The organism is Roseateles sp. DB2, assembly GCF_051857535.1.
In the GTDB taxonomy this organism is placed as follows: domain Bacteria; phylum Pseudomonadota; class Gammaproteobacteria; order Burkholderiales; family Burkholderiaceae_C; genus Roseateles_B.
The window spans coordinates 108942-127503 of record NZ_JBPZGY010000005.1 but is presented as its reverse complement, the minus strand read 5'-3'; the positions used below and the strand labels follow the sequence as shown (position 1 = coordinate 127503).

General features: G+C 68.7%; 13 protein-coding genes, 1 other RNA gene and 1 pseudogene. 10 read left to right on the top strand and 5 right to left on the bottom strand.

What is annotated here, in order from left to right; all coding sequences use genetic code 11:
• The first annotated feature begins 14 nt into the window (after positions 1 to 14).
• The 6 genes from ACS5PK_RS10035 to ACS5PK_RS10010 all read left to right on the top strand — a co-directional run bounded on the left by ACS5PK_RS10035 (position 15) and on the right by ACS5PK_RS10010 (position 6489).
• Positions 15 to 1301: an ABC transporter substrate-binding protein gene (locus tag ACS5PK_RS10035; RefSeq protein ID WP_439440093.1), complete on the top strand. Its 1287-nt coding sequence runs from the start codon at positions 15 to 17 to the stop codon at positions 1299 to 1301.
• Positions 1298 to 2218 (top strand): carbohydrate ABC transporter permease, encoded by a 921-nt coding sequence (locus tag ACS5PK_RS10030; RefSeq protein WP_439440092.1) that lies wholly within the window; start codon positions 1298 to 1300, stop codon positions 2216 to 2218. The genes ACS5PK_RS10035 and ACS5PK_RS10030 overlap by 4 nt, the downstream gene beginning before the upstream one ends.
• A complete protein-coding gene (locus ACS5PK_RS10025) occupies positions 2218 to 3051 on the top strand; it encodes a carbohydrate ABC transporter permease (protein ID WP_439440091.1) in 834 nt (277 codons plus the stop codon). Before ACS5PK_RS10030 ends, ACS5PK_RS10025 begins: the two co-directional genes overlap by 1 nt.
• A 44-nt stretch (positions 3052 to 3095) precedes the next feature.
• Complete coding sequence (locus ACS5PK_RS10020) at positions 3096 to 4433, top strand: GH1 family beta-glucosidase (RefSeq protein WP_439440090.1); 1338 nt, start codon at positions 3096 to 3098, stop codon at positions 4431 to 4433.
• 1 nt (position 4434) lies between these two features.
• Positions 4435 to 5493 (top strand): ABC transporter ATP-binding protein, encoded by a 1059-nt coding sequence (locus tag ACS5PK_RS10015; protein WP_439440089.1) that lies wholly within the window; start codon positions 4435 to 4437, stop codon positions 5491 to 5493.
• Positions 5494 to 5766: 273 nt separating this feature from the next.
• Positions 5767 to 6489, top strand: coding sequence for a diguanylate cyclase (locus tag ACS5PK_RS10010; RefSeq protein ID WP_439440088.1), 723 nt, complete (start codon positions 5767 to 5769; stop codon positions 6487 to 6489).
• A gap of 22 nt (positions 6490 to 6511) precedes the next feature.
• Here the strand turns inward: ACS5PK_RS10010 and ACS5PK_RS10005 are convergent, their stop codons facing one another.
• Entirely contained in the window at positions 6512 to 7384 is an 873-nt protein-coding gene (locus ACS5PK_RS10005; RefSeq protein WP_439440087.1) for a glycoside hydrolase family 16 protein, read from the bottom strand.
• A gap of 300 nt (positions 7385 to 7684) precedes the next feature.
• Between ACS5PK_RS10005 and glk the strand changes: the two genes are divergently transcribed.
• The 3 genes from glk to ACS5PK_RS09990 all read left to right on the top strand — a co-directional run bounded on the left by glk (position 7685) and on the right by ACS5PK_RS09990 (position 11982).
• Entirely contained in the window at positions 7685 to 8701 is a 1017-nt protein-coding gene (glk, locus tag ACS5PK_RS10000; protein WP_439440086.1) for a glucokinase, read from the top strand.
• Between the two features lie 206 nt (positions 8702 to 8907).
• Entirely contained in the window at positions 8908 to 11202 is a 2295-nt protein-coding gene (locus tag ACS5PK_RS09995; protein WP_439440085.1) for a response regulator, read from the top strand.
• A 60-nt stretch (positions 11203 to 11262) separates the two neighbouring features.
• On the top strand, positions 11263 to 11982 hold the full coding sequence (locus tag ACS5PK_RS09990) for a substrate-binding periplasmic protein (RefSeq protein WP_439440084.1): 720 nt from the start codon (positions 11263 to 11265) through the stop codon (positions 11980 to 11982).
• Between the two features lie 24 nt (positions 11983 to 12006).
• Here ACS5PK_RS09990 and ACS5PK_RS09985 read toward each other — a convergent pair whose 3' ends face one another.
• Together ACS5PK_RS09985 and ACS5PK_RS09980 are read right to left on the bottom strand one after the other, a co-directional pair.
• Positions 12007 to 13068, bottom strand: coding sequence for a carbonic anhydrase family protein (locus ACS5PK_RS09985; protein WP_439440083.1), 1062 nt, complete (start codon positions 13066 to 13068; stop codon positions 12007 to 12009).
• A 123-nt stretch (positions 13069 to 13191) separates the two neighbouring features.
• Complete coding sequence (locus ACS5PK_RS09980) at positions 13192 to 14394, bottom strand: multidrug effflux MFS transporter (protein WP_439440082.1); 1203 nt, start codon at positions 14392 to 14394, stop codon at positions 13192 to 13194.
• Between the two features lie 137 nt (positions 14395 to 14531).
• Here ACS5PK_RS09980 and ACS5PK_RS09975 point away from each other — a divergent pair.
• Positions 14532 to 14840: pseudogene (locus ACS5PK_RS09975) on the top strand (Gfo/Idh/MocA family protein); the annotation flags it as partial.
• Between the two features lie 698 nt (positions 14841 to 15538).
• Here the strand turns inward: ACS5PK_RS09975 and rnpB are convergent.
• Together rnpB and ACS5PK_RS09965 are read right to left on the bottom strand one after the other, a co-directional pair.
• Positions 15539 to 15983, bottom strand: an RNA gene (gene rnpB / locus ACS5PK_RS09970) — RNase P RNA component class A.
• A gap of 71 nt (positions 15984 to 16054) precedes the next feature.
• Positions 16055 to 18451 (bottom strand): hypothetical protein, encoded by a 2397-nt coding sequence (locus ACS5PK_RS09965; protein WP_439440081.1) that lies wholly within the window; start codon positions 18449 to 18451, stop codon positions 16055 to 16057.
• Between the last annotated feature and the right edge of the window lie 111 nt (positions 18452 to 18562).

The window sequence follows — 18562 nt, the reverse complement described above, 5'->3', positions numbered from 1 at the left end:
AGACGAGAGACAACGTGGACGCACAGCGCGTGGATGCACAACAGGTAGATGGACAAAGACGGGCCGGCCTGGGGCTGGCCCTGGGCCTGTGGGCCGGCGCCGGCCGGGCGGCCACGCCGCAGCGGCTGAGCGTCGCGGCCTATCCCAAGCTGGACGCCATCGTCCGCGCGGCCGTGCCGGCCTGGACGGCCCGCCACCCCGGCGTGGAGGTGGAGGTCATCAGCCGCGAGATGAACGACCACCACACGGCCATGATCACCGCGCTGTCCACCGGCAGCCACCTGCCGGACCTGATGGCGCTGGAGGTGGGCTATGTGGGCCGCTTCGCCCAGGGCCGCGGCCTCTTCGACCTGCGCCAGGCGCCCTGCCAGGCGGACCGCCTGCGCGAGCGCTTCGTGCCCTACACCTGGGGCCAGGCCAGCAACCGCCGCGGCGAGGTGGTGGCCCTGCCCTCGGACATCGGCCCCGGCACCCTGCTGTACCGCCAAGACCTGCTCAGCCGCGCCGGCCTGCAGGCCTCGGACCTCAACGGCAGCTGGGCCGGCTATGTGGCCGCCGGCCGCGAGATCCGCCGCAAGACCGGCGCCTACCTGCTGGCCCATGCGCGGGACATGAAGGACATCCTCATCCGCACCGGCGTGGCGCCCGGCGAGGGCCTCTACTTCAGCGAGGACAACCGCGTGCTGGTCAACGGCCCGCGCTTCCGGCGCGCCTTCGAGCTGGCCCGCCAGGTGCGCGCCGAAGGCCTGGATGCCAAGGTCTACAACTGGTCCAGCGACTGGACCGAGGGCTTCCGCCGCGGCCTCATCGCCACGCAGATGATAGGCGCCTGGCTGGTGGGCTTCATGGGCTCCTGGCTGGCGCCCAAGACCCGCGGCCTGTGGCGCGCGGCCCAGCTCCCCGAAGGCGCCTTCGCGGCCTATGGCGGCAGCTTCTACGCCCTGCCGGCCAAGGGCGATCCGGCCCGCCGGGCCCTGGCCTGGGACTTCATGCAAGACCTGACCCTCAACAAGACCCTGCTGCTGGACGCCTTCCAGACGCACGACATCTTCCCCGCCCTGGTCGACACCTTCGAGGACCCCTTCTTCGACGAGCCGGTGGCCTTCCTCGGCGGCCAGCGGGCCCGGCACCTGTGGCGCGAGGCCGCGCGGCGGATCACGCCCGTGGCCGTGCACCGCCAGGACGCCTTCGCCGACGAGGTCATCAACACCGAACTGGACAAGGTCCTGACCCGCGGCAAGGACATCGCCAGCGCCCTGGGTGACGCCGAGCGCCTGCTGCAGACGAGGGCCCAGCGATGAAGCGCCTGCGCATCCGCCCCTCCGGCGCGCCCTACCTCTTCCTGGCGCCCTTCCTGCTGCTCTTCGCCGTCTTCGGCCTCTTCCCGCTGCTGTTCTCGCTGTGGCTGGCCCTGAACCGCTGGGAGCCCACCAGCGGCCTCGCGGCCATGGAGTGGGTGGGCCTGGAGAACTTCGCCTTCGCGCTGAAGGACGCCTGGTTCTGGAAGTCCCTGGGCAACACCGTGTGGCTGGGCGTGGCCAGCGCCGTGCCGCAGCACCTGGTAGCCCTGCCCCTGGCCTGCGGGCTGCAGGCCCTGGGCCAGCGCTGGCGCAATGCGCTGATGGGCGCCTACTTCCTGCCCTACATCACCTCCACGGTGGCCATCGCCATCCTGTTCAGCGCGCTGTTCTCGACCGACTACGGGCTGATCAACAGCGGCCTCGGCGCCCTGCGCCAGCTGCCAGGCCTGGGCCTGCTGCTGCCCGCACAGGCCATCGACTGGCTCAACGACCCCGACCGCCTGCGCCCCGCCATCGCCCTGGTCGTGTTCTGGCGCTACGTGGGCTTCCACACCGTGCTCTACCTCGCCGCCCTGCAGACCATCCCCAAGGACCTGTACGAGGCCGCGACCATGGACGGCGCCAGCCCCTGGCAGCGCTTCCTGCACATCACCCTGCCGGGGCTGCGCAGCATGATGCTCTTCGGCTTCACCCTCTCGGTGGTGGGCAGCCTGCAGCTCTTCGAGGAGCCCTTCGTGCTGACCAACGGCCGCGGCGGCAATGACCAGGCCGGCATGAGCAGCGCGGTCTACCTCTACCGCCTGGCCTTCGACTTCAACGACTTCGGCGCGGCGGCAGCGATGTCGTGGCTGCTGTTCGCGGTCCTCGCGGCGGCCACGGCGGCCCTGCACCGAGCCTTCGGCAAGGAGCGTGCGTGATGAGCACCTGGCCTGTTGTGAACACCTCGCGGTGGCTGGCCTACGCCCTCGTCGGCGTCGGCGCCCTGCTGATGCTGGCGCCCTTCTACGTGATGTTCGTCTTCGCCACGCAGTCGCGGACCGACATCTTCAGCGTGCCCCCGCCCCTGTGGTTCGGCGATGACCTGCTGGCCAATCTGCGCCTGCTGGGCGAGCGCATCCCCTTCTGGCGCAGCGTGGGCTGGAGCCTCTACGTGGCGCTGATGTCCACGGCCCTGACGCTGCTCTTCTGCGCCATGGGCGGCTATGCCTTCGCGATGTTCGAGTTCCGCTTCAAGCGCCCGCTGTTCGCGCTGGTGCTGGGCACCATGCTGCTGCCCAGCTTCATGAGCATGATTCCCAGCTTCATGGTGATGGACCTGCTGGGCTGGATCGACGAGCCGCGGGCCCTGTACCTGCCCGGCGCGGCCAATGCCTTCGGCATCTTCCTGATGCGCCAGTACGTGCGCAGCGCCGTGCCCCGTGAACTGGTCGAGGCCGCCCGCATGGACGGCTGCGGCGAGTTCGGCCTCTTCGTGCGCATCGTGCTGCCCCTGCTCAAGCCGGCCCTGGGCACGCTCGGGCTCATCAGCTTCATCGGCAGCTGGAACAACTTCGTGGGCCCGCTGATCGTGCTGCGCAGCCCGGAGCATTTCACCCTGCCCCTGGCCCTGCGCCTGCTGCAGAACCCGGTGGACACCGAATGGGGCGCCCTCATCGCAGGCGCTGCCGTCGCCACCCTGCCCCTGATCGCCCTCTTCATGCTGGCCTCACGCCAACTCATCGCCGGCCTGACGGCCGGTGCCGTCAAGTGAGCCGGCCCCTTTCGACACCCGCCCTTCCTTCGCTCACCCGACCCATGACCGACCCGACCACCGCCCTGCACTTCCCGCCCGACTTCGTCTGGGGCGTCTCCACCAGCGCCTTCCAGATCGAGGGCGCCGCCGACGTCGACGGCAAGGGCCCCAGCATCTGGGACACCTTCTGCCGCCAGCCCGGTGCCATTGCCGACGCGAGCGACGGCCGCGTGGCCTGCGAGCACTACCAGCGCTGGGCCGATGACCTCGACCTGATCCAGAGTCTGGGCGTCAACGCCTACCGCTTCAGCGTGAGCTGGCCGCGCGTGCAAGCCACCGGCCAGGGCGCCTGGAACGAGGCCGGCCTGGCCTTCTACGACCGCCTGGTGGACGGCATGCTGGCCCGCGGCCTGCAGCCCCACCTGACCCTCAACCACTGGGACCTGCCCCAGGCCCTGCAGGACCGCGGCGGCTGGGCCAACCGTGAGACGGTGGACCATTTCGTCGACTACGCCCTGGGCATCCAAGGCCGCCTGGGCGACCGCCTGGCCTCGCTGTGCACGCACAACGAGCCCTGGGTCGTGGCCGTGCTGGGCCACCAGAACGGCGTCTTCGCCCCCGGCCTCAAGGACGAGGCGCTGGCGCTGCAGGTCTCGCACCATCTGCTGCTGAGCCACGGCCGCGCACTCAAGGCCCTGCGCGCCGCGGGCGCAAAGGAGAAGCTGGGCATCGTACTCAACCTCGCGCCCACCCATCCGGCCACGCCCTCGGCCGCGGACAAGGCCCGCGCCGTGCTGGAGGACGGCCGCCTGCTGCGCTGGTACATGGACCCGCTGTGCCAGGGCCGCTATCCGGTCGACATCTGGCTGGACCTGGGCGACAAGGCACCGAAGATGCACGATGGCGACCTCGCCGAGATCCGCCAGCCCCTGGACTTCCTGGGCGTCAACTACTACTCCCGCTCGGTGCAGAGCGCCGACAAGCCCTGGGACCCCAAGGCCGCGGGCAAGGAGGTCAGCGAGATGGGCTGGGAGGTCTACCCGGAAGGCCTGACCGAGCTGCTGCTGCGCCTGCACCGCGACTATCCGCAGCTGCCCAGCCTGTGGGTCACCGAGAACGGCGGCGCCTTCCCCGACCCCTGGGTGGACGGCCGCGTGCAGGACGAAGCGCGCACCCGCTACCTCCAGCGCCACATCGCCGCCGTGCATGCGGCCCTGCAGGAGGGCGTGCCGGTCGATGCCTACATGGTCTGGAGCCTGCTGGACAATTTCGAGTGGTCCTCGGGCTATGCCAAGCGCTTCGGCATCGTGCACGTGGACTACGAGACCCAGCAGCGCACCCCCAAGGACAGCGCCCGCTGGTACCGCCAGTTCCTGGCCGCGCAATCCAAGGGAGCCTGAGGTGGCACGACTGAGCCTGCAAGGCATCCACAAGCGCTACGGTGAGCAGGACGTCATCCGCGGCATCGACCTGGAGATCGAGGACGGCGAGTTCCTCGTCTTCGTCGGCCCCTCGGGCTGCGGCAAGAGCACCACGCTGCGCATGATCGCGGGCCTGGAGGACATCTCCGAGGGCACGCTGCTGATCGACGGCCAGCGCGCCAACGGCCTGCCGCCGGCCGAACGCGGCGCGGCCATGGTGTTCCAGAGCTACGCGCTGTACCCGCACATGAGCGTGGCCGAGAACATGGGCTTTGCCCTCAAGATGGCCGGCGTGCCCAAGGCCGAGCGCGAGGCCCAGGTCCGCAGGACGGCCGAGACGCTCAAGCTCACCGCGCTGCTGGACCGTCGCCCGGCCCAGCTCTCGGGCGGCCAGCGCCAGCGCGTAGCCATCGGCCGCGCCATCGTGCGCAAGCCCAAGGTCTTTCTCTTCGACGAGCCGCTGTCCAACCTGGACGCGGCCCTGCGCCTGGAGATGCGCATCGAGCTGGCCCGCCTGCACCGCGCGCTCGGCGCGACCATGATCTACGTCACCCATGACCAGACCGAGGCCATGACCCTGGGCGACCGCATCGCCGTCTTCCACCAGGGGCGCATCGAGCAGCTGGGCACACCGCTGAGCCTGTACGAGGACCCGGCCACCGAGTTCGTGGCGGGCTTCATCGGCGCGCCGGCCATCAACCTCGTGGACCGCCCCGCGGCCGGCGCCAGCGCCGCCCACCAGGCTCTGTGGTCGCGTTGGGCCTGCGCCCTGCCCGCCCCCGCCCAGCGCCTGGGCGTGCGCCCCGAGCACCTGCAGCTGGCGCCCGCCAGCGAAGGCGTGCCGGCCCAGCTGGACTTCGCCGAGCACCTGGGCGACACCCACCTGCTCTACGCGCGCGTTGACGGACTGGACAAGGCGCTGACCCTCAAGATCAACGGCACGGTGCCGGCCCTTCAGGCGGGCGATCGCATCGGACTGACGGCCTTGCAGGCGCGGGTCCTGGGTTTTGACGAGCTGGGGCAGCGCGTGCGGGGCTGAAGGAGCGCTGAGCCCGCGCCGCTAGCCTCCCCTGCCCAGGCTCTCACCCTGCATGGGGCCACAGAATGTGGGTGCCATGGCGTCGCGGGATTCGCCAGCCTGGCGAGCGCAGGGCGGGCCGCCAGATCTGTCCCGCTGGAGTCGCATGAGAAGAGCGTATGCTCAGCGTCGGGCCGTCAAGGCCTTCGCCGGTGCAGGATGCCGGCAGGCAGCCGCCGGAGCGCTGGCAGCGTCCGGAGGGGCTCAACCCCGCTGATGAAGGAGTTGGCGCGCATGACTGCCACTGACGGCCTGGATGCCGAACAGCAAAGGCTTGTTGCGCTGCGGCAGGAGATTGCGGCGGCAGAGGCCACCCTCCTCTCGCTTCAGGCGGCAATCCAGTCCGCGCAGGCCGAGCCTGGACAGGAAGCGATGCACGGCATGGCAGCCGAGAACCAGCGCCTGACGGCCGCCAACCTTGTCGCCCACCAGGAAACCGCCACCGCGTATGCAGCCCTGGAGAAGGCCGTCCATGCCTCCCGGACGGATGCGCTGACCGGTCTGTTGAACCGTCTGGCGCTGTGGGACCGCCTGGAGCATGACCTCGACCTGGCCCGGCGCCATGGCTCCATGCTGGTCGTCTGTTTCGTCGACATCGACGGCTTCAAGCATGTCAATGACACCCTGGGCCATGCCATCGGCGACCAGCTGCTGCAGGCCATTGCCCGGGCGCTGGTCGGGGCCGTCCGTGCCAGCGACACCGTCTGCAGGCTGGGGGGCGACGAGTTCGTGGTGTTTGCGCAGATCAGCTCGCACGAGGACGGCATCCAGCTGGCAGGAAAGCTCGCCGATGCCATCTGCCGCCCGCTCCAGCTTGAGCAGCGCCAGCTGATGGCTTCTGCCAGTGTGGGATTCAGCATGTTCCCCGAAGACGGCGACACCGTGAGCACCCTGCTGAGCAAGGCGGATGAGGCCATGTACCGCATCAAGAAGGCCAGGGACGTGCCGCCGGTCTAGCAGGCGGGCGCTGGCGGTCCGCTCAAGGCTGCTTCTGGTAGACCCTCACATGCTCGATCTCGTAGCTCAGCGGGAAGATGCTGTCGTCTACCGTGCCGCCCAGATCACCGCCGATGGCAAGGTTGAGGATGAGGATCTGCGGCGCATCGAAGGGCCACTGGGCCGGGCCGGTGCCCAGGTTGTCGTAGCGGGCGTGCTCGACACCGTCGACGCCGAAACGGATGCCCTGCGGCGTCCAGAGCATCTGGTAGTCGTGGAAGGCGCTGCAGGCCGTCGGCAGCTGCACGGCCCCGCCCTTGCCGCTGCCGCCTGAACCGCTGGTGGTGTGCACGGTGCTGAAGACCTTGGCGGGCTCGCGGCCGACCTGCTCCATGATGTCCAGCTCGCCCTGCGCGGGCCAGCTGCCCTGGGCACCCAGCATCCAGATGGCCGGCCAGCTGCCGCGGCCGCAGGGCAGCTTGGCGCGGACCTCGAAGAAGCCATAGGTCCACTGGGCCTTGCCCGCGGTGAGCAGGCGGGCGGAGCTGTAGCGCTGGCCGCCCCAGTCGGGCTGGTCGGAGCGGCTCTCCAGCCGCGCGGTGATCACCAGGCGGCCTCCCCTGACCTCACTGTTCTCCAGCCGCGCAGCGCTGTAGTACTGCAACTCGTGGTTGAACCAGCCGCTGGCGTTGCGGCCGGTGTCGTAGGACCAGCGACGCGCATCGGGCAGGCCAGGCTGCTCGAACTCGTCGGCCCAGACCAGGATATGGTCCGCGGGGCGGATCAGCGGGCTGGGCGCAGGCGTTGGCGCAGGTGTTGGCGTTGGCGTGGGCGTGGGCGCAGGGGTGGCTGCCGGCGCGCCGCCGCCGCCGCAGGCCGCCAGGGCCAGGCCGGCGACAGCAGGCCAGCGCCTCATGGACTGCAGGAGGACGCAACGGCGGGGTGCTGGGGCCGGCACTGGAGGAAAGGTCGGGGGCATGGAAGTCTCCGCCCGGCACCTGTGCGGCCCCCGGCGCCGCAGACGGGGTCGGGTGGCAGGGGTGGCCATCGCAGGCACCGATGGTTAATTTATGAAAGCGGTTTCATTATCTGGATGTCAGCGCCAAGGTCGTTGAGTGGAAACACCGATGCTCGAGAAAATTTGCCCTCTTGCGGCTTGAAAGCGTTTTCAATCACAATGCTGACACCCCAGATAGCACCGCACCAGGAGACTTCCATGAGCCAGGCTTTGCCTACACAGGCCCCGTCCACCCAGGCCCTGTTCCCGCGCCTGCTGGGCGACATCGGCGGCACCCATGCACGCTTCGCCTGGATGGACAAGCCCGGCGCCGCGCTGAGCCATGTGCAGACCTACCGCTGCGCCGAGCACGCCACCCTGGGCGACGCCATCCGCCAGTACCTCAGCGACCAGGACCAGGCCCGCCCGGCCGCCTGCGCCCTGGGCATCGCCAATCCGGTGACCGGCGACGAGGTGCGCATGACCAACCACCACTGGGCCTTCTCCATCACCGCCCTGCAAAAGCAGTTGGCCCTGCAGCGGCTGGAGGTGATCAACGACTTCACCGCGCTGGCACTGTCCCTGCCCAGCCTGGAGGGCAGCGCCCTGCAGGATCTGGGCGGCGTACGCCCGGCACCGGCGTGTCTTGCCCGACCCCAGGCCCCCCTGGCCCTGCTGGGGGCGGGCACAGGGCTGGGCGTGTCGGGCCTGCTGCCCTCGGCCCAGGGACCCGTGCCCTTGTCCGGCGAAGGCGGCCACGCCACCCTGAGCGCCATGGACGAGGAGGAGGCCGCAGTGCTGGCCATCCTGCGCAGAGGCTTCGGCCATGTGTCGGCGGAGCGGGCGCTCTCGGGCCCGGGGCTGCTCAACCTCTACCGGGCCGCTGCGCAGCTGCGGGGCAAGCCTGCCGATCCATCAATGCAGCCTGAACGCATCCTGCCCGGCGCCCGTGCCGGCGATCCTCTGTGCCGTCGCGCCGTGGACCTTTTCTGCAGCTTCCTGGGCAGCACGGCCGGCAACCTGGCCTTGACCCTGGGCGCCACTGGCGGGGTCTACATCGGCGGCGGCATCGCGCCGCGCATGCTGCCCGAGTTGCGGGCCTCGCGCTTCCGGGAGCGCTTCGAGGGCAAGGGCCGCATGCAGGCCCTGCTGGCCCCCATCCCCTGCTTCGTCATCGACAGCCCCACCTCGCCCGCGCTGCTGGGCGCCGCCCGAGCCCTGGACCGCGTCCACTGAATAGCGGCCTGCCTTTCCCAGCTTGTCGCGACTTTTGCCACGCCTGATTTGGTACAAACAAGACAGCGCGCGCGCCTGGAAGCAGCAGAGGCTGCGCGAAGGCGTGCACAATCCCCGCAGGTGGCTGGCACCGACCTTGCTGAGGCCTTGGCAGACCACCGCCCGGCGCTGCCTGCGCCGGACATGGACGGTCCAGGAGTCTTTGTTTGAGTCGCAAGCGCACCAGTTCGCTCTTCGTGGCCCTTGCCATCGGTATCAGCACCGGCCTCTTGCTGCCGGCGCTGACGGTTGGCGGCCTGCTGATCGGCCTGCGCGAACCCCAGGTGGCCCAGCAAAACCTGGAACGCGACCTGCAGGCCAAGCTCGATGTGCTGGCCAGCAGCCTGCCCGAACTGCTCTGGAACCTGGACCAGGTCGCCGCCCGCGAGGTCGCTGCCGCCATCATGAAGTCCCCCGACGTGGTGCGCGTGGCCGTCAGCGATGCCTCCCAGGGCCTGCCCTTCATCGAGATGCGCTACCCCGAGCGCCAACTGGGCCAGCTGATCAAGGGCGAGCGGGACATCTTCCGTGGCAGCACCCGCATCGGCCATCTGCAGCTCGAGATCGATGACCACCTGGTCGCTGCCGCACTGACCCGCCAGCGCTGGCTCTATGCCGCCACCGTGGGCGGCCAGCTGCTGATCTCCGTGGCCCTGGTGCTGCTGGCCCTGAACTCCCGCGTGATGCGCCCGTTGCGCGCGCTGGGCCGCTTTGCCAACGACATGGCACAGGGCCGCTTCAGCACCGAGCTGGAAGGCGGGCGCAATGACGAGATCGGCCGCCTGGGCAAGCACCTGCAGGACATGCGCGACGCCCTGCAGCATCAGTTCGAGGCCCAGCGGCAGCTGATCGAGCGACTGCGCGGCATGGCCGAGACGGTGCCGGGCGTCGTCTACCAGCTGCGGCGCAGCCCGGAGGGCCAGTTCAGCTTTGCCTATGTCAGCGAGGCGGTGAAGGACTACTTCCGCGTGCCCGCCCAGCTCCTGCTCAGCGAGGCCGAGGCCCTGTTCGAGCGCATACACCCCGAGGACCGCGAGGCCGTGCGCGAGGCCCTGGCCTCCTCGGCCCGGCACCTGAGCCCCTGGCAGCAGGAGTTCCGCACGGACAACGCCGATGGCAGTGAACGCTGGCTCTATGGCAATGCCATCGCCCAGCTGGAAGACGGTGGCTCAGTGCTGTGGCACGGCTTCCTGACCGACATCTCCCGCCAGCGCCGCGACGCCCTGGAGCTGGACCGCTATCGGCATCACCTGGAAGAGCTGGTGGAGGCCCGGACCCAGGCCCTGGCCACCGCCACGCAGGCCGCCGAGGCCGCCAACCTCGCCAAGAGCGCCTTCCTCGCGAACATGAGCCATGAGATCCGTACGCCGATGAACGCCATCATTGGCCTGACGTACCTGGCGCGCCGGGACAGCACCGAGCCCATCCAGCAGGACCGGCTCAAGAAGGTGGCCGACGCCGCCGAGCACCTGCTCAGTGTGATCAACAATGTGCTGGACATCTCCAAGATCGAAGCTGGCAAGCTGCATCTCGAGGCGGGCATGTTCTCGGTCAACCAACTGCTGGACAACATCGCCAGCATGATGGCTCAGCGTGCGGCCGAGAAGCAGCTGCAGGTGCAGCAGGACGTGCCCGACGAACTGCAGGACCGTGTGCTGATGGGCGACGCCCAGCGCATCACCGAGATCCTGATCAACTTCGCCGGCAATGCGATCAAGTTCACTGACCACGGTTTCGTGCGTCTCAACGCCCGCGTGCTGGCAGAAACGCCCGGCCTGCTGCGCTTGCGCTTCGAAGTGCAGGACAGCGGCATTGGCATCAGCGAGGAAGCGCAGGCGCGCCTGTTCCAGGACTTCGAGCAGGCCGACAGCTCCACGACCCGGCGCTATGGCGGCACCGGCCTGGGCCTGGCCATCTCGCGCCGCCTGGCCCGACTGATGGGCGGCGAGGTGGGCGTGCAAAGCACGCCCGGCGAAGGCAGCCTGTTCTGGCTGGAGCTGGAGCTGCCGCTGTCCGACCAGCCCCTGGCCGCTGCAGGCCTGCAGCGGGGCCAGGCCGCACGCGAGCTGCTGGCGCCCTTCCTGGGCCGGCGCGTACTGCTGGCCGAGGACAATGTGGTCAACCAGGAAGTCGCCGTGGCCCTGCTCCAGAGTGCGGGGCTGGAGGTGGATGTCGCCAATGACGGCGTCGAGGCCTGCGAGATGGTGCAGCAGGGCGACTACGGTCTGGTCCTGATGGACGTGCAGATGCCGGCCATGGACGGTCTGGACGCCACCCGCGCCATACGCGCCACCGAAAAGGGCCGGCAGCTGCCCATCCTGGCCATGACGGCCAACGCCTTTGCGGAGGAGCGCCAGCGCTGCCTGGATGCCGGCATGAATGACCACGTGGCCAAGCCGGTGGTGGCCGAACAACTCTTCCTGACCCTGCGCCGCTGGCTCCACGCCAGCACTGGCCACTGATCCAGGCCAGCGCTACAGTCCGTACGCAAGGCTGCCAGACTCAGCCTGCAGGAGGGCCTCGTGAAGATCTGGATGCTCTGCCTCTGGCTGCTGTGCTGTGGCGCCAACGCACAGGCCCAGCAGCGGCTGATCCTCACCACCGAGGAGTACCCGCCCTACAACATGAGCGACCCCCAGGGCCGCGTCACCGGCGTGGCCACGGACATCGTGCGCAGCCTCCTGGACAGCGCCGGCATCGAGTACGAGATCACCGTCTATCCCTGGGCGCGTGCCATCGCCATGGCCCGTACCCAGGTCAATACCTGCGTGTTCTCGATGTCCCGCACGCCCGAGCGGGAAGAGCTCTATCGCTGGATCGGCCCACTGGTAAGCAATGACTGGACACTCTTCGCCCGCAGCGGCGCGAGCCGTCCCAGCCACCTGGAGGAAGTGCAGAACATGCGCATCGGCAGCTACCAGGGCGACGCCATCGTCAGCTATCTGCAGGCCCGGGGCTATATCGTCGAGGCCGCCCCCAGCGACGACGCCAATCCGCGCAAGCTGCTGGCTGGCCGCATCGACTACTGGGCCACAGGGCGCCTGATCGGCCAGTACCGGCTCAAGCAGCAGGGCATCAGCAATATCGAAGCTGTGCTGAACTTCAACCGCACCGAGATGTACCTGGCCTGCCACCGACAGCTGCCGGAGGAGACCGTCAGGCAACTCAACAGCCAGCTGCAGGCCCTGCACCAGAAGGGCGTGATCAAGAGCATCTACGCCCGCTTTGGCTACACGCTCTGAATCCGCGGCCTGCGCCGATGGCGCTCATTGCGACTCCTTGATCAACCGCCCCGAGCCCGCCTGCACAGGCCGGGCATTCATGGGATAGAGCTTGCCGAAGATGTTCAGCTGATTGGCCGAGAGCTGCACGGGCTGGCGCATCACCATCCACAGCACACCCTCCGAGCAGGGCGGCGTGGTCAGCGAACCCATGTAGGTGTAGTAGGCCCGGTCCTCAGGCAGCAGCTGACTGAGGTCCATCTGGCCCGGCGCTGGCAGGGCCTCGCCCTTCTCCAGCGGCAGGTTGTTCCAGACGGTCTGCACCAGCGGATGATCACGCCCGCGCTCCAGCAGCACGGCCACCACGGCCAGCCGGCCGTCCGGGTCCTTGTGCACCAGGTGGGCCACCATGTCGAACTGGCGGCCGTTGATGCGCTCCTCGCTGGGTCTGTGGAAGTGGAACTGCAGCAGCTCGTAGCGGCGTCCCATCACCTGGAGGCTGTTGCCAGGCGCGATGTTCACCTGGATGGTGTGGCCGTTGTCCAGCACGGCAAAGCTGCTGGGCTGGTAGTCGAACTGGATCTTCTCCAGGTCCACGCGGATGCCATCCCGGATGTCGATGGGGCTCTGGCGCTTGCCGGTGGCGCAGAGGCGGTACTCGGGCTTGAGTTCCCCCCAGTGCTCGGGCCCACCCTCGCCCTCGTAGGCCCAATGCAGCTCGCCGCCGTGGCCCCTGGGTTCTGCGCGCTTGCTGGCTTTGGGCTCGGGCCTGGGCTCGGCTTTGGGCTCCGGCCTGCCCGAGGCGGGAGCTGGCTCCTGCCTGGTGGACAGGCGCTCAGCCAGGCGCTGGCGCAGCAGGCCCAGGTTCTCGGTGGCGCCCTCGTCCTTGCCCGTGCCGTCCTTGGCCGGCCCTTTCTCGGCGGCGGACTTGTCCTGCCTGTCGGACTTGTCGGACTTCGACTCGCTCTTCTCAGCCGGTGTCGAGCGGGCCTGCACAGGCCCGGACCAGGCCAGGCACAGGGAGGCCGCCATCAGCCAGGTCAGCAGCCAGGCCAGCGCCGGGCGATGAAGGGGAGACAGGGGCAAGGCAGCGGTTCGATGGTGCATGGATGGCTCCTGCGCATCCGCAGCCATGCCCGGCGACAGGTCTGGCCGGCTGGTGACGCGCCTGTTTCTACATCGGCCGGATGACAGGAGTCTTGAGCCCTGCGCCCTCCGGAGCGCAGCCGCTCAGACCTCGCGCTTGACCCATAGCCATGCCAGCAGGCCGATGGCCATCATGCCGGCCGAGGCCAGGGCCAGGGCCAGGGTCGAATGCATGACCAGGGGCACGAGCACGCCCGCCACCAGGCCATTGGCCGCGCTGCTGATGCAGGCCTGCAGGGAGGACGCCATGCCGCGGCGCTCGGGCACTTGGTCCAGCACCATCAGCGTCACTACCGGCACCATGAGGGCCCAGCCCAGGGCAAAGGCCCCGATCACCGGCAGCGCCCACCAGGCACTGGGCGGCAAGGCCAGGTTCAGCGCCACGTTCAGCAACGCCATGAGCAGCATGATGAAGAAGCCGCGCCGGATCTGTGCACGAGGCTTGATCTTGCCGGCGAGCCGCCCGCTGAACCAGGCGCCGCCCATGATGCCGCCAATGCTGAACAGGAAGAACAGGAAGAACTGCGTAGGCGCGAGCGCCAGATGCTCACCCAGGAAGACCGGCGCGGCCAGCACATAGAGGAACATGCCGTTGAAGGGCACGCCGCTGGCAATGGTCAGCAGCAGGAATTTGCGGCTGCCGCAGAGCTGCCAGTAGCCCCGCATCAGGTCGCGCGGATGGAAAGGCTGGGCCAGGTCCTTGTGCAGGGTCTCGGGCAGCAGGCGCCAGTTGGCCAGGAACAGGGCCGTGCCCACCAGCACCAGGAACCAGAAGATCGCGTGCCAGTCCGCATGGACAAAAAGGAAGCCACCCACCATGGGCGCCACCGCCGGGGCCACGCCGAAGAACAGCGTCACCTGCGACATCACCCGCTGCGCCTCGGAGGGCGGAAACATGTCCCGGATGATGGCCCGCGACACCACCACGCCCGCGCCAGCCGACATGCCCTGCACCGTGCGGAAGAAGATCAGCTGGCCGATGCTGGCCGAGAGCGCGCAGCCCAGCGAGGCCAGGGCGAAGATGGCCGTGCCCACCAGCACCACGGGGCGGCGGCCGAAGCTGTCGGACAGTGCCCCATGAAAGAGGTTCATCACCGCGAAGCCCAGCAGATAGCTGGACAGGGTCTGCTGCATCTGCACCGGGGTGGCGTCCAGCGCCCTGGCGATGCCGGCGAAGGCCGGCAGGTAGGTGTCGATGGAGAAGGGGCCCACGGTGCCCAGGCAGGCCAGCAGGACGGCCAGTGTCCAGCGCGGACCGCGCCAGAGGGTGCCGGCATCAGGATTCATCGGGAATGTGCGTTGTGCGCCTGATCCGCGGGCGAGGCCCGGGCGACGCATGAAAAGGAGCGGGTCAGTGTAGCGGGCAGCGTCGGAATGCGCTGCCGACTGCCCTAAACTCCGGCGCGCTTGCGTGAATCCTCAACATGCCCGAACCCTACGCCATTGGCATCCTCGGACTGGGAGTCATGGGCCAGCGAATGCTGGACCGGCTCCACGGCCATCCTCGCTTTCAGCCCTTGTGCGCCTGGGACCCCGATCCCGAGCGGCGTGCCGTGCTGCGCACCCGCCATCCCCGGCTGCAGATCCCTGACGAGCCCGAGCGCTTGCTGGACTGGCCTGGCCTGCGCGGCATCTACATCGCAAGCCCACCCGCCTCGCACCTGTACTGGGCCGAACGCGCCTTCGCCCTGGGCCTGCCGGTGCTCTGCGAAAAGCCGCTGGCCGTCGACGCTGCGGCTGCGGCCCGCACGCTGCAGCTGCAGCGCCAGGGGCGGCACCGGGCGGCCGTGAACTTCTCGCTGGCCTCCAGCACCGGCCTGGCCCAGCTGCAGTCCTGCTTCGGGGCGGCCTCGCGCCATCCCATGGGCGAGCTGGAGTCCGTGCAACTGACCCTGCGTTTCGCGAGCTGGCCCCGCCCCTGGCAGCGTGAGGCAGGCGCCTGGCTGGCCGGTCGTGCAGAAGGGGGTTTCTGCCGCGAAGTGCTGTCGCACTTCATCTTCGTGCTGCAGCGGGTGCTGGGCGCTGCCGAGGTGGTGCACAGCGAGCTGGTCTACCCGGCTCAGCCGGAAGCAGCAGAAATCGGTCTGCGCGCCCGGCTGTTCGCTGCCGGCGTGCCCATTGACATCGACGCCGCCGTGCTGGGCCAGGAGGCAGACGTCAACGAGATGCGCTGGCGGGCGCGCGGCGGTGAGGTCTGGCTGGGGGACTGGTTCCGCCGCATCCGCCTGCGCAAGGACGAGGACTGGCGCGAGCTCGGTGAACGCGACCTGCGCCCCGACCTGACGGAGGCCGACCTGCTGGAGCACTGGGGCGCCCTGATGGACGGGCGTTCACATGCCCTGCCCAGCTTCGCCGAGGCCCTGGCCGTGCAGCAGACCATCGAGGCCCTTCTGCGCGAAGGCTGCCGGTCGGCGCCCCTGCCGGTGAATATGGGTGAAGCAGATCGATAGGCCGGATTCTGTGCAAGACCTGCCCCTTTCGGGCCAGGTCTTGTGACCGCCATTCCTCTGGGCCGGGCATCACTGCCCGGCTCGGTGCCACCTACCCGCCAGCTCTGCGAGCCGCATCATCGCTGGCCTACTTGGTGTTGCTGCGCGTAGAGATTGCCCGTTTCACCCAGGCCGGGCCTTGCCCAACCTGGGTGCTGTTCGGCTCGGGCTTTCGCCCGAGGTCCCGTGGCTTGCACCACGGTCCCCGCCGGCTTGCGCCGACGCCTCACAGACCACCTGAGTTGGGGCCCGATCTGACTCGTCTCTGTTGCTCTGATCCTCGGCTTTCGCCGGGCAGCCGTTAGCTGCTACGCCGCTCTATGCAGTCCGGACCTTCCTCCAGTGCCGTGTTTCCACGCTTGCACCAGCGGCGGTCTGATCTGCTTCACGCCGCGCATTATCCCTGAAGCCAGGACAGTGCCTGACAGTTGAGACCGCCCGAGCCGGTCGACGGAGCATCAGGCGCGCGGCACGATGGCGTAGCGCGGGTCGTGGTTGAAGTAGTAGGTGTTCCTGGACCAGGGCCCCACGACCCGCCAGGCTTCCGCCTGGTCCGGGCTGCCGTTGGTCAAAGCAATGGCAGCCGCGGCGATGGCGCCATAGCCCTCCACCGTCACCTGGTAGGTGCCCGGTGCACCGCCGCCCGGGAAACCGCTGCTGCTTTCCGCAGGCATGCCCGTGGGGGTGTTGCCCTCGGCCAGGAAGGGGAAGCCGTCGTAGAGGTCATCCAGGGTCTGGTAATAGCTGCCATCCTTCTTGTTCTGCGGGAACACGTAATCCGCCAGATGACGGGGATGGGCGGACTTGGCTATCGTCATGGCCTGTGACGCCACCCAGTTGGCCAGGGGCTGTGCGGCAGTGCAGCCCAGCTCCACCGCGTGGTTGATAGACAGGGTGATGAAGTTCTGCATCCACGGCGCCGTCGCTGCACCGCCCCAGTCGTCCGGCGGCGTGCCGACGGAACTGATGAACTGGTCGCGCGTGTAGCCGCCGTTGCCTTCCCAGTAGGCCAGTGCATTGGGACGCGGCTTGGCGGGCCCGTTGGAATACCAGGTCATGTGGTTGGCATTCCAGCTGACGCGAACGGGGTGCGAGTCCAGCGGGCTGCTGATGGCATAGAGGCCGTAGCGTTGGGCGAGCGCTTCGGTGAGGCTTTGCTCCAGCAGCGCGCGTTCCGGGCTGCCATCCAGCGCGGCCCACCAGGCGCGGGCGCGGTTGCGGAACTGCCAGCCCCAGCCCCGCACCTGCACGCCGTTGATGATCATGGACTTGTTGGACGCGCCGCTGCCTACCGAATTGAAGGACAGCCCCGGATTCACCACGAACAAGGACCAGGCCGCCAGCTGCAGCAGCTTCTCCTGCCAGAAGGCCTGACCGGTGCTGAGATACATCCACCAGAAGGTGCCCGGTGTGTGGGCCACATCGTGCTGCCAGCCGTCCCGGGTGGTGCTGAGGGTGCCGTCGACCTTGAAGCGATCGACCACGCCCGCCTGACTCCAGTAGTTGTTGTTGTCATGCAGGAAGACCGTCGGCCGTGACAGCTTGGAGAGGATTCGCCCCTGCCCCGAACTGCTGCCGAAGATGGTCTTGGCACTGTCGCCCTCCCGGAAGAAGAAGGCCCAGGAGCCGGCCAACTCGGCCTGCCGCTCGCAGATGGCATGCATGGAGGCCGCGCCCGAGTACATGGCGACGCAGTCCCATTTGGGCATCAGCCCCAGGTCCTGGCGGCCACCGACGCTGGACATGGCCACCTGCCAGTAGCCCCTTGCTCCCAGGCCCTGCGGGCGCGCCGCAAAGTCGCTGGCATAGCTCGACACCGAACCGGCGTGGATGACGATGCTGCTGTCGAAGTTGGGCATGGCACGCGTCTTGGCCAGGTAGGCCACGCCGTGCTTGATGTTGGCACGCGGGATGTCGCGTCCGCCCCAGTAGGCGCGCGACTGCCAGGTCCCGGCATAGAGGTTGACGCTGGACTGGGACAGGCGCACGGCAGGGCTGGACTTGCCGGTGGCGAAACTGACGGAGAGCGTCAGCTCGTCCTTCAGCCGGGTCACGTCAGCCACCTCGATGATGTGGCGCACGTGGTAGTGGCCGAGGGTAGGCCAGAACTGCACATGGAACATGGGGCGCACGGCTCGCGTGGCATTGCTACCGATGTCGAAGGCCTTGGTCTTGTGGTCGCACAGCAGCACCGTGGTGCACAGCGGCCCTTGAGTCCAATAGCGGCTCTGCACGCCACCGGCAGCGGTCTCGGCAGCCAGGCCGGCGTCGGTCTGGGCTGCCAGCATGTCGCGGGCGGACACCTGCTGTTCTGTCGTCCCCGTCTGCCCGAAGCGGAGGCTGATGGTCGCGTCGAAGTCGAACTTCTCCAGCATGTCCGCGATGGACAGGGGTGTGACGGCCGGCCTGGGCTGGTTGCCAAAGCTCAGCACGCGCTCGGTGGTGCCCAGGCTGGGCAGGACCACCGAGATGACGGCGAACTTGACAGAGCCGTCGGCATGGCGGCTCTTCACATCGGCCTGGGAGGCCACGAGCACGCCGTCCAGGAAGACGCTGGGCGTATCGGCGATCTCGCCTGCAGCGAAAGGCCGGCCGAACTGCAAGGGGTAGTTGATCTCGCTACCGGTAGACAGGCTGACACGCAGCTGGTTGTCGTTGCTGGCAGGCCCGCCCCCTTCGATGGGCGTGGTGCCGGCCGGGCTGCTGGTGGGTGTGCTCGCGGGGCTGCTCTGGGAAGACGTGGTACCGCCGCCGCCGCAAGCCGTGAGGTGCATGCCGCCGAGCATGCTCAGGGCCGAGCCCAGCATGAACTTCCGGCGGACAACCTTCACCTCTTTCCCATTTGAATCATTCATCGTACTGCCCTCTCATGTGAAGCCGCCAGGACGCCAGCCCGGCTTGGCGTAACTCTGCGCGCGATTGTGAGACCGGCCGGGCAGTCAAAGAGTAAGCAGCTGTCCCAGAAC

Coding starts and splice junctions, on each gene's coding strand:
- glk (WP_439440086.1), top strand. CDS start 7,685: ATGAGCCAGGCTTTGCCTACACAGGCCCCGTCCACCCAGGCCCTGTTC.
- ACS5PK_RS10020 (WP_439440090.1), top strand. CDS start 3,096: ATGACCGACCCGACCACCGCCCTGCACTTCCCGCCCGACTTCGTCTGG.
- ACS5PK_RS09980 (WP_439440082.1), bottom strand. CDS start 14,394: ATGAATCCTGATGCCGGCACCCTCTGGCGCGGTCCGCGCTGGACACTG.
- ACS5PK_RS09965 (WP_439440081.1), bottom strand. CDS start 18,451: ATGAATGATTCAAATGGGAAAGAGGTGAAGGTTGTCCGCCGGAAGTTC.
- ACS5PK_RS09985 (WP_439440083.1), bottom strand. CDS start 13,068: ATGCACCATCGAACCGCTGCCTTGCCCCTGTCTCCCCTTCATCGCCCG.
- ACS5PK_RS10005 (WP_439440087.1), bottom strand. CDS start 7,384: ATGAGGCGCTGGCCTGCTGTCGCCGGCCTGGCCCTGGCGGCCTGCGGC.
- ACS5PK_RS10010 (WP_439440088.1), top strand. CDS start 5,767: ATGACTGCCACTGACGGCCTGGATGCCGAACAGCAAAGGCTTGTTGCG.
- ACS5PK_RS10030 (WP_439440092.1), top strand. CDS start 1,298: ATGAAGCGCCTGCGCATCCGCCCCTCCGGCGCGCCCTACCTCTTCCTG.
- ACS5PK_RS10025 (WP_439440091.1), top strand. CDS start 2,218: ATGAGCACCTGGCCTGTTGTGAACACCTCGCGGTGGCTGGCCTACGCC.